General features: G+C 60.2%; 11 protein-coding genes. 6 read left to right on the forward strand and 5 right to left on the reverse strand.

Annotated features, from left to right (window positions below; translation table 11 throughout):
• The first annotated feature begins 1 nt into the window (after position 1).
• Together PGR6_RS15845 and fabI are read left to right on the forward strand one after the other, a co-directional pair.
• A complete protein-coding gene (locus PGR6_RS15845; RefSeq protein WP_018929627.1) occupies positions 2-1,612 on the forward strand; it encodes an ABC transporter ATP-binding protein in 1,611 nt (536 codons plus the stop codon).
• A gap of 22 nt (positions 1,613-1,634) precedes the next feature.
• Positions 1,635-2,429, forward strand: coding sequence for an enoyl-ACP reductase FabI (gene fabI / locus PGR6_RS15850; protein ID WP_007937760.1), 795 nt, complete (start codon positions 1,635-1,637; stop codon positions 2,427-2,429).
• 69 nt (positions 2,430-2,498) lie between these two features.
• Here fabI and PGR6_RS15855 read toward each other — a convergent pair whose 3' ends face one another.
• Entirely contained in the window at positions 2,499-3,353 is an 855-nt protein-coding gene (locus PGR6_RS15855; RefSeq protein WP_018929628.1) for a LysR family transcriptional regulator, read from the reverse strand.
• A 113-nt stretch (positions 3,354-3,466) separates the two neighbouring features.
• On the opposite strand from PGR6_RS15855, the gene PGR6_RS15860 reads away from it, so the two are divergent.
• On the forward strand, positions 3,467-3,892 hold the full coding sequence (locus tag PGR6_RS15860) for a VOC family protein (protein WP_019579332.1): 426 nt from the start codon (positions 3,467-3,469) through the stop codon (positions 3,890-3,892).
• On the forward strand, positions 3,889-5,166 hold the full coding sequence (locus PGR6_RS15865; protein ID WP_064618226.1) for an amidase: 1,278 nt from the start codon (positions 3,889-3,891) through the stop codon (positions 5,164-5,166). The genes PGR6_RS15860 and PGR6_RS15865 overlap by 4 nt, the downstream gene beginning before the upstream one ends.
• On the opposite strand, the gene PGR6_RS15870 is transcribed toward PGR6_RS15865, so the two are convergent.
• The 4 genes from PGR6_RS15870 to PGR6_RS15885 form a co-directional block, all read right to left on the reverse strand.
• Entirely contained in the window at positions 5,157-5,765 is a 609-nt protein-coding gene (locus PGR6_RS15870) for a GGDEF domain-containing protein (RefSeq protein WP_064618228.1), read from the reverse strand. The two genes, PGR6_RS15865 and PGR6_RS15870, sit on opposite strands and share 10 nt — an antisense overlap.
• Before the next feature lie 74 nt (positions 5,766-5,839).
• Positions 5,840-6,418 carry a hypothetical protein gene (locus PGR6_RS15875; protein WP_018929632.1) on the reverse strand — a complete coding sequence of 193 codons (579 nt, stop codon included), beginning with the start codon at positions 6,416-6,418 and terminating at the stop codon, positions 5,840-5,842.
• A gap of 1 nt (position 6,419) precedes the next feature.
• Positions 6,420-8,588: a xanthine dehydrogenase family protein molybdopterin-binding subunit gene (locus PGR6_RS15880; RefSeq protein ID WP_064618230.1), complete on the reverse strand. Its 2,169-nt coding sequence runs from the start codon at positions 8,586-8,588 to the stop codon at positions 6,420-6,422.
• Positions 8,589-8,624: 36 nt separating this feature from the next.
• Complete coding sequence (locus PGR6_RS15885) at positions 8,625-9,080, reverse strand: (2Fe-2S)-binding protein (RefSeq protein WP_007937751.1); 456 nt, start codon at positions 9,078-9,080, stop codon at positions 8,625-8,627.
• A gap of 265 nt (positions 9,081-9,345) precedes the next feature.
• On the opposite strand from PGR6_RS15885, the gene PGR6_RS15890 reads away from it, so the two are divergent.
• Positions 9,346-9,849, forward strand: coding sequence for a VOC family protein (locus PGR6_RS15890; RefSeq protein ID WP_018929635.1), 504 nt, complete (start codon positions 9,346-9,348; stop codon positions 9,847-9,849).
• Positions 9,850-9,883: 34 nt separating this feature from the next.
• Positions 9,884-10,717, forward strand: coding sequence for an AraC family transcriptional regulator (locus PGR6_RS15895; RefSeq protein ID WP_018929636.1), 834 nt, complete (start codon positions 9,884-9,886; stop codon positions 10,715-10,717).
• The last annotated feature ends 138 nt before the right edge of the window (positions 10,718-10,855 follow it).

Raw genomic sequence — 10,855 nt, forward strand, 5'->3', positions numbered from 1 at the left:
AATGAATCAGGACAATCTGATCGAAGTGCGCGACCTGGCCGTCGAATTTGTCGTTGGCGAGCACGTTCAGCGGGTGGTCGAAGGCGTCAGCTTCGACATCAAGCGCGGCGAAACCCTGGCGCTGGTGGGTGAAAGCGGCTCCGGCAAATCGGTGACTGCCCACTCGATCCTGCGGCTGCTGCCCTATCCGCTGGCCCGGCATCCGTCCGGCACCATCACCTATTCCGACCGGAACTTGTTGGAGCTGAAAGAGAAAACCATCCGCCACATCCGCGGCAACCGGATCGCGATGATCTTTCAAGAGCCGATGACCTCGCTCAACCCACTGCACTCGATCGAGAAGCAGATCAACGAGGTATTGGGCATCCACAAGGGCCTGACCGGCAAAGTCGCGACCAGGCGCACGCTGGAGCTGCTGGAGATGGTCGGCATCCCGGAACCCGAGAAGCGTCTCAAGGCCCTGCCCCACGAATTGTCCGGTGGCCAGCGCCAGCGGGTCATGATCGCCATGGCCCTGGCCAACGAGCCGGAACTGCTGATCGCCGACGAACCGACCACCGCTCTGGACGTGACTGTTCAGCTGAAAATCCTCGAATTGCTCAAGGAATTGCAGGCCCGCCTGGGCATGGCGCTGTTACTGATCAGTCACGATTTGAACCTTGTACGAAGAATTGCGCATCGCGTATGTGTCATGCAGCGTGGTTGCATCGTCGAACAGGCATCGTGCGAAGAATTGTTCCGCGCGCCGCAGCATCCGTACACCCGGGAACTGCTGGCAGCGGAGCCCAGCGGCAAGCCTGCGACCAATGTAATTGGCCCGCCATTGCTGCAGGTCGAGGACTTGAAAGTCTGGTTCCCGATAAAGAAAGGCTTTCTGAAAAAGACCGTCGACCACATCAAGGCGGTGGACGGCATCAATTTCAGCCTGCCCCAGGGACAGACTCTGGGGATTGTGGGAGAAAGCGGTTCCGGCAAGTCGACGCTCGGTTTGGCGATTTTGCGGCTGATCGGCAGCAAAGGGGCAATCCGTTTTGAAGGCAAGCAGCTAGACTGCCTGACGCAGCAACAGGTTCGGCCGCTGCGGCGGGAAATGCAGGTGGTGTTCCAGGACCCTTTCGGCAGCCTGAGCCCACGGATGTGCGTGAGCCAGATCGTCGGCGAAGGCCTGCGGATCCACAAGATGGGCACCGAGGCCGAGCAGGAACAAGCGATTATTGCGGCACTCAAGGAGGTAGGCCTGGACCCGGAAACCCGGCACCGCTACCCCCATGAATTTTCCGGTGGGCAGCGGCAGAGAATCGCCATTGCCCGGGCTTTAGTGCTAAAACCGGCGTTGATTCTGCTGGACGAGCCGACTTCGGCCCTCGACCGCACCGTGCAACGCCAAGTGGTGGAGCTGCTACGTTCACTGCAAACCAAGTACAACCTGACGTATCTGTTTATCAGCCATGACCTGGCTGTCGTCAAAGCGCTGAGCCACCAGCTGATGGTGGTCAAGCATGGCCAAGTGGTCGAACAGGGAGACGCGCAAAGTATCTTTGCCGCCCCCCAACATCCGTATACACAGCAGTTGCTGGAAGCCGCTTTTCTGGCACCAGCCACTGCGCAATAAACCTGAAAGAGAGGAGCAACACATGGGTTTTCTCGCCGGTAAGCGCGTACTGATCGTCGGTGTCGCCAGCAAGCTGTCCATCGCATCCGGCATCGCTGCCGCCATGCATCGCGAGGGCGCTGAGCTTGCCTTCACTTATCAGAACGACAAACTCAAGGGTCGTGTCGAAGAATTCGCACAGGGCTGGGGTTCGAGCCCTGAGCTGTGCTTCCCGTGCGACGTGGCCAGCGATGCCGAAATCGCCAAGGTCTTCGAAGAGTTGAGCAAGAAGTGGGACGGCCTGGACTGCATCGTGCACTCCGTCGGCTTCGCCCCGGGCGACCAACTGGACGGCGACTTCACCGAAGCCACCACCCGTGAAGGTTTCCGCATCGCTCACGACATCAGCGCCTACAGCTTCGTGGCCCTGGCCAAGGCTGGTCGCGAAATGATGAAAGGCCGCAATGGCAGCCTGCTGACCCTGTCGTACCTGGGCGCCGAGCGCACCATGCCGAACTACAACGTAATGGGCATGGCCAAGGCTTCCCTGGAAGCTGGCGTACGTTACCTGGCCGGCTCCCTGGGCCCGGACGGCACCCGCGTCAACTGCGTATCGGCTGGCCCGATCCGCACCCTCGCCGCTTCCGGCATCAAGAACTTCCGCAAAATGCTGGCCGCCAACGAAGCGCAAACCCCGCTGCGTCGTAACGTCACCATCGAAGAAGTCGGCAACGCCGGCGCCTTCCTGTGCTCGGACCTGGCGTCCGGCATCAGCGGCGAAATCATGTACGTAGACGGCGGCTTCAACACCACCGCCATGGGCAACATCGAAGAGTGATCTTCGGTTAGCCGTTAAAAAACCCGCCTCTTCAGGCGGGTTTTTTGTGCCCTCAAATTCAAACGATCTTCACAACAAACACTGAGCAAACAACTGCTGGATCGGCTGTGTACGCTGGCTATAACGCTGCAACAGCACGATCTCCCGGTAGAACGTCAGCTCTCCCAGCGGGATGATCCTGACCTTCGCCCCATGCTCAAGCCACAGCCCCGCCTCGGGCAATAGCGAAACACCCAGCCCGCATTCCACCATCTTGACAATGGCTTCCAGCTCATCCAGCTCCAGAGCCACCTGTACATCAATCTGCTGCTCGCGCAAAAAACGCGTCACCAATCGCCCACCGAATGAATTGCGGTCGTAGCGTACGTGAGGATGGCTGGCGAGTAACTGCAGCGGGTCATCCCCCTCAAGGTCGGCCGGCACGATCAGCACAAACGGCTCCCGGCGAATGACTTGCACCGATAATTCCTTGGGCAATTCAAACGGCGGCTTGATCAGAATCGCCAGGTCCACTTCGCCAGTGTCCACCTGGCTCAGCAGGTTCAGGGATACCCCCGGCACCAGTTTCGCCTCCAGCAACGGCGCCTGTTGCCTGAGTCGCAACAGCGCCCGTGGCAACAAACCGGTCTGGACGGTGGCCACCGCGCCGATCTTCAATTCGCCACGAAACTCGCTGATGTCATCACTGACGGCCATGCGACTGAAGATCTCGAGCATTTCCTGAGCCATCGGCAACGCTCGCTGCCCTGCGGCATTGAGGAGCGCCTGACGCCCGGTGCGATCGAACAGACGGATGCCCAACGCCTGCTCCAGATTGCGGATCTGCGCGCTGACCGCCGACTGAGTCAGGCCGATGTGCATGCCTGCCGCTGCGAACGTGCCATGGCGCGTCACGGCAATGAAGGTTTTCAGTTCCCGCAGCATACGGCCCCCAATTGATCGAAATAATTTGAGCTCGCTGCAAAAATTATCGTCTTTTAATCAAAAAGCACAGGACTAAACTCAGCCTCAACGCTCAACCCGTCGAGGCACATCCGATGCAACTGTCCCCTTTTCATTTGGCCATCCCGGTTTACGATCTGGACGCTACCCGGCGTTTCTATGGTGAAGTGTTCGGCCTGGAAGAAGGTCGCTCCAGCGATCACTGGGTCGATTTCAACTTTTTCGGCCATCAACTGGTGATTCATCTGGCCCCGAAAAATGCTTCCCAGGAAGCCGCCCATACCAACGCCGTGGACGGCCACGACGTACCGGTGCCGCATTTCGGTGTGGTATTGCCGATGGAAGAATGGGAGGCGCTGGCCGAACGCCTGAAAGCCCTGGGTACACACTTCGTGATCGAGCCGGGCATCCGGTTTCAGGGATTGGTGGGCGAACAAGCCACGATGTTTCTTTTCGATCCCTGCGGCAATGCTCTGGAGTTCAAGGCGTTCAAAAATATCAATCAGTTGTTCGCCAAATGATCCGCCTGCCCCTTGACGCCACCACCCTCAGTGAAGCGGTGGTCAATGGCGAGACCACCGCTGCCATCGTCGTCGAAACCTTTCTTCAACGCATTCAGGCGCAAGAGCCGGATATCCGGGCTTTTGTCTCGTTCAACGCCCGGCAGGTCCGCGCTGATGCGGCGCAGCACAACGGCCAGGGTCTGCTGGCCGGCGTTCCCGTGGGCATCAAGGACATTTTCGACACTGCGACCCACCCCACGCAGTTCTATTCACCCATCTATACCGACCATCAACCCTCCCGGGACGCCCACGTCGTGACGCTGCTGCGCCAGGCCGGGGCGCTGATCATGGGCAAGACCCATACCACCGAGTTTGCGTACATGCACACCGGTCCAACCCGCAATCCCCACGACCTTACGCGAACGCCGGGCAGCTCCAGCGCTGGCTCGGCGGCCGGGATGGCTGCAGGGTTCTTTGCCCTGGCGCTGGGCACCCAGACCGCTGGCTCGTTGCTCAAGCCGGCATCCTACTGCGGCCTCTTCGCTTTCAAACCGTCGCTGGGCCTGGTGTCGCTGGAAGGGGTAAAACCGTTGGCGCCGAGCTTCGACACCGTGGGTTGGTATGGCCAGTCAGTGCGCGACCTGCACCTGGTAGCGCGCGTGTTGATTCCCGGGTTTGTGATGCCGGACATCGAGCGGCGTCCGCTGCACTTGGGGTTCTGCCGCACGTCGCGCTGGGATCAAGTGGACCCCGACGTGGTCCTTGCCCTGGAACAGGCGGTGGATCAGTTGCGCAGCGCCGGCCATCACGTGAGCGACGTACGGCTGCCGGATGAGTTTGCCGGTGTATTCGACGATCATCAGTTGATTAACGATTGCGAAGGTGCCCGCTCGCTGGCAAAGGAGTTTCAACAACACCGAACACAATTGAGCCCTTCGACCCTGGCCATGTTCGAGCGGGCGGCAACCACAACCTGGCAACAGGAATCCGCTGCCAAGGCGCGCCTGGCTGATCTTGCCCCACGCTTGAGCGAGCTTTGCCACCCCTTCGACGCCATGCTCGGCGCCTCTTGCGGGATGGTCGCGCCGGTCGGCCTGGAAAGCACCGGACCGTCGGATTTCATCAAGTTCTGGGGGGCGTTTGGCTGGCCGCAACTGAACATACCGCTGAGGCCCGGCCAAGCCATGTTGCCTGTCGGGCTACAGATGATCGGAAGGTTCAGAGAGGATGGTCGGCTGTTACGAACGGCCGAGCACGTTGCAGCGGTTTTGCAAGGCGCCATTCAAGAATGACGAGCTTCGAACTGTCGGGCACGCAACGCCTTATCGACCAGAGCCAGCAGATCTTGCGCCGTTTGGGTTAGCTGAGCATCAAACTCGATCTGCCCGACACTGAAGCGAATGTCATAGCCACGATGCACCGTGGCATTACGCTCATCGAGTATTTCTTCGAGGCGCGCCCTGATTGCGGCAATCTCCACCGTGTTGGCGCCGGTCAACAAGGCAGCAAACTCATCGCTGCCCAGCCGACCGATCACATCGCTTTCACGAAAAGCGATGCGCAGCACGTCGGCAAAGGTTTTCAGGGCGTTGTCGCCCTCGGCACGCCCATACAACCGGTTGATGCGCTTGAAGTCGTCAAGGTCGAAAAACAACAGGGTCGCAGGTTGGCCCAACTGCCGACAAGCCTCCAGCGCCAATTGGGCCAGAGCCTCGAAGCCATGACGATTGGACAGCAGCGTCAACTCATCCATGCTCGCCATCTGCACGCCCATCAGTTCTTGCTCGGCCTTGCGCGCCAGGTCGCGCAGTACATCGCGGTCCTGCACGGCGCCGTCGAGGACGTTCGGCGTGCCCACGCCGGGTTTGAGCGGTTTTTCTGGGGTTAGCATTACTCACTCCCTTGATGGATATAAACGTTAGAGTCGTTCACACCCGGTTTGACTCCCTATAAACGCGCCGCTGGTCAGCTACCCGCCACCGGACACGGCCCTCCAGCGTCCGCCCAGAGTTTGAACTGGGTGACGAAAATGTCGTGGGGCACCGGCACCGGCGTCCGTCCCTCACCTGGATGCCAGCCCCAGAGCACCAGTTTGTCCTCGCTGACATGTTTGATCAGTGCCGCAAAATCACGATCGCCATTACTGGAACGATCCTTGATCATTGCGCACAACCTGTCGGGCGGCAGGCCGATCCAGGCCATTTTGTGCGCGGCTGGCGGCAGGCTCCAATGCGGCGCTCCGGGCGGTGTGTGAGGCCCATAACTGGCGGGCGGATTGCTGTCGGCATGGCAACTGGCACACGGCAGACCGGCCGCCCCTTTGCCATCCATCCCGCGAACCACCCTCATCGCGTGAGGATTGCCGGCGTCGAACTGTAAAGGCGAATCGCCGGGGATATGGCAGTTCTGACAGCGCGGGCTCTGGAACACCTTCTGTACTGTGTCAAACGCCTTCAGCGCCTCTTTATCATCAGCGAACAGGTCCGAGGCATAGCCAGTCAGCCCGATCAACACCACCGCGCCCAGCAACAAATGTCGTTTCATGTCACACCCCTGACAATTGCAGCGGCAGTTCCCGCAGACGCTGCCCGGTCAGGGCAAACACCGCGTTCGCCACGGCCGGCGCCACGGGCGGTACACCAACCTCGCCGATGCCGCCGGGTTTGTCGGTGCTGGGGACGATATGCACTTCGACCACGGGCATTTCGTTCAGGCGCAACACCTGATAGTCGTGAAAATTGGATTGCTGCACCTGGCCGTTCTTGAACGTCAGTTTGCTGTGCAAGGTAAATCCGAGACCGAAGGTGATGCCTGACTCCATCTGCGCGGCGATGCTCTGCGGGTTGACCGCAATGCCGCAATCCACCGCACACACCACCCGGTGTACGCGAATCGCCAGGTTGTCCTGCGACACCTCCGCCACATGGGCGACGTAGCTGCCGAAAGACTCATGCACCGCCACGCCCAATGCGTGGCCGTCCGGCAACGGCGCTTTCCAGTCGGCTTTCTCCACCGCCAGATTCAGCACCCCCAGATGCCGTGGATGCGCCTTGAGCAAGGTTCGTCGGTATTCCACCGGATCCTTGCCGGCCGCCTCTGCCAGCTCATCGATCAACGACTCCATGACGAATGCCGTATGGGTATGCCCCACCGACCGCAACCACAGCACGCTGATGCCGGTTTGCGGGGAATGCAGGTCGATCAGGTGATTGGCCAGCCCCTCAAAATAAGGACTGTCGGCCACACCTTCGACGGAGGTTTTGTCGACACCGTCCTTGACCATGGTCGCCTCGAACGACGTGCCGGCCATGATCGACTGCCCGACCAGCATATGCTTCCAGGCGATCGGCATACCGTCGGCGTCCAACCCGATGCGTGCCTGATGCAGGAATGCCGAGCGATAGTAACCGCCGCGAATGTCATCCTCTCGGGACCAGACGGTTTTCACCGGTTCGCCCGCCGCTTTGGCGACGTACACCGCCTCGTTGACAAAGTCCGAGGTCGGGTTGGCCCGACGCCCGAAGCCGCCACCGAGGAATTGGGTGTGGATCTCGACCTGTTCGGGTTTGAGCCCGGTGATCTTCCCCGCGATCATCTGATCCAGGGTCTGGAACTGCGTGCCGGTCCAGATTTCGCATTTGTCCTTGGTGATTTTCACCGTGCAATTGAGCGGTTCCATCGGCGCGTGGGCCAGGTACGGCACGCTGTATTCGGCCTCGATAGTCTTCGCCGCCCTGCCCAACATCACCGTCGCGTCCCCGGCCTGGCTGACCGAGGTCCCGGGGGTGGCGGCGAGTTTACGGAAGCTTTCCAGCAGTTGCTGGCTGTCGAGCCCGGCGTTCGGCCCCGGTTCCCATACAACCTTCAGCGCATCGCGCCCCAGCTTCGCCGCCCAATAATGATCGGCAATCACCGCGACTCCCGTGGGCACCTGCACCACTTTGTGCACGCCAGGCACCGCCAGCGCCTCGGCGCCTTCGAAGGATTTGACGCTACCACCGAACACTGGCGGCCGAGCGACCACCGCAGTCATGAGCCCGTCGAATTGCACGTCCATGCCGAACTTGGCCTGCCCGGTGATTTTCTCCGGGGTATCGAGGCGCTTGGTGGGTTTGCCGATGACCTTCCAGTCCTTGGCTTCCTTGAACTTGATCGAGGCTGGATCCGGTACCGGCAACTTGCCGGCGTCATCCGCCAGTTCGCCGTAAGTGGCGCGTTTGTCGCCGGCAATGACCACGCCCGATTCGGTGCGAATCTGCGAAGGCGCCATGTCGAAGCGCTTGGCTGCCGCGTCGATCAGCATCAAGCGCGCCGCTGCGCCGGCCTGACGATAGCGATCGAACTCCATCCAGGTCGAGGTCGAACCGCCGGTGATTTGCATCCCGCCAAACGCCGGCAGGCCATACTCGGCAGCCGAGGCTGGCGCGTGTTCGACGCGTATTTTCGACCAATCGGCGTCCAGTTCTTCGGCGATCAACATGGTCAGGCCGGTCCAGATGCCCTGGCCCATTTCCGAATGGCCGAGCAGCACAGTGACGCTGTTGTCGTTGCCGATGCGTAAAAAGGCATTGGGCGCGAACACCTCTCCTTGATTCTCGGCACCGAAGGCGAAGCGATGGCCGCCAGGAATGACAAACGCCACCACCAGACCGCCTCCCAACACGGCACTGCCCTTGAGAAAACCGCGACGCGAAACAGGGTTGATGCTGTTCATTGCTCAGACTCCCTTCAACGTGGCTTCAACGTCGCCTCACCCGATCTCGGCGGCGCGTTTGACCGCGGCGCGGATTCTTGGGTAGGTGCCGCAGCGGCAAATGTTGCCGGACAGCGCCTGGTCGATGTCGCTGTCGGTAGGCTTGGGGATCTTCGCCAGCAACGCGGCCGCCGACATGATCTGCCCGGACTGGCAATAACCGCACTGAACCACATCGAGTTCGGCCCAGGCCTGTTGCACCGGGTGCGAGCCGTCGCTGGACAGGCCTTCGATGGTGAGAATTTTCTGCCCGTGGGCCACCGCCGTGGCGGGCGTGATGCAAGAGCGCAGCGGCGCGCCGTCGACGTGTACGGTGCAGGCGCCACACTGGGCCATGCCGCAACCGAATTTGGTGCCCGTCAGGTGCGCGACATCGCGCAGAACCCAGAGCAACGGCATGTCCGCGGGGACATCCAGTTCCTGGTCCTTGCCATTGATATTCAGGGTCAGCATGGCTGATTTCCTCAGACTCACGGTGTTCTGAAGGGGCGCCGCTGTGGCAGCGAAATACCTACGCGGCGCCTTGGGTCATCCCTACAGCTAAGCGCAATTTGACCCACAAGCCATGTTCATCGACCACCGGTCGCTCCCGTCCCGTAGCAGCAGCCTCGCGCAGCTCGGCAGCTGCTACGGACTTGTCGATCTACGGCGCCACCCGTCTACTGCGGACTGGCTAATCTGATAATCCAGTGTGTTCAACCTGCCGAGGACAACCGCCATGCAACGCTTTCCAAAAATCACGCCCTGCCTGTGGTTTGACGATCAGGCCGAAACGGCGGCGAAATTCTATTGCTCGATCTTCGATCACTCGAAAATCACCGCCATCACCCATTACGGCAAGGCCGGTCAGGAAATCCACGGCCGCCCGGAAGGTTCGGTGATGACGGTCAGCTTCGAGCTTGATGGCCAGACCTTCACCGGTCTCAATGGCGGGCCAGTGTTCACCTTCAACGAAGCGGTGTCGTTCCAGGTCAATTGTCAGAATCAGGAGGAAGTCGACCACTTCTGGGGCAACCTGTCCGCCGGTGGGCCTGTGCAGGCGCAGCAATGTGGCTGGCTCAAGGATAAATTCGGCGTGTCATGGCAGATCGTGCCGATCGCGCTGATGCACATGATGCAAGACCCCGATACGCACAAGTCCCAGCGCGCGATGCAAGCGATGCTGCAAATGAAAAAGCTCGACATCGCCGAACTGGAACGAGCCTTCGCGGGCCAGAGCTAATACACTCAGGCACTGGCCCGCCAAGGACATCGAGATGAAGCACACCGTCGCCAAAGATGCAGACAAAGCCCCGCGTTTCTGGCGCGACGACGCCCTGCCCTTCATCGAAGCCCGCTCCATCGCCGACGGCCGCGAGGTCTGCTACGCCCGGCATTCCCACGAACACTTTTCCATCGGTGCTATCACCGCTGGGCGCAGTACCTACATCCATGAGCAATCGGAGTTTCAGGTCAGCGCCGGCACCGTGGTGTTGATGAACCCCGGCGATGTGCATGCCTGCAATCCGATCGATGACCAGCCTTGGTCGTACCTGATGCTGTACGTCGAGACGCCTTGGCTGACTGACTTGCAGCATCAGCTCGGCTTCAGCCAGGATTCGGCGTTTCGCCGGTTTTCCATCACCCACAATCGCGATCTCGAGCTGTTCGCCGGCCTGAGGAGCGTATACGAGGTGTTGATCGATCAGCAGCAAGACGTGCTGCGCAAACACAGCGCGGCGGTGGAGTTTTTCACCGAGGTGCAACAGCGGCTCAACCCGGTCGATCAACCGCTGCGCGAACCCAATTTCAAGCTCGAACGGGCCGCCGACTACATCCGCGATAACTGCACGCATCAGCTCAAGCTCGAAGACATTTGCGAAGCGGCGCAACTGTCGCCGTCCTACCTTATCCGCGCCTTCAAACAGCATTACGGCATGACGCCCCATGCATTTCTGGTCAACCGGCGCATCCAGTTCGCCCGGGATCGACTGCGTAGCGGCAGGCTGATCGCCGATGTCGCATTGGAGGCCGGATTTGCTGATCAGGCGCATTTTCAGCGGGCGTTCAAGCAACATCTGGCGGCGACACCAGGGCAATATCGCGGGTAAGTTAATATGTCGACATGCGCCCCCTGTCAAAAACAGGTTAGTTAATATAAACCCACGAGCCATGCCGGTAAAATTCATACAAAGTCATATAACTAATATGACAACACTCCAAACTCTTATTTAAGCTCCCTTCCCACG

Origin of the sequence: Pseudomonas sp. GR 6-02, assembly GCF_001655615.1 — a bacterium.
Taxonomy (GTDB): domain Bacteria; phylum Pseudomonadota; class Gammaproteobacteria; order Pseudomonadales; family Pseudomonadaceae; genus Aquipseudomonas.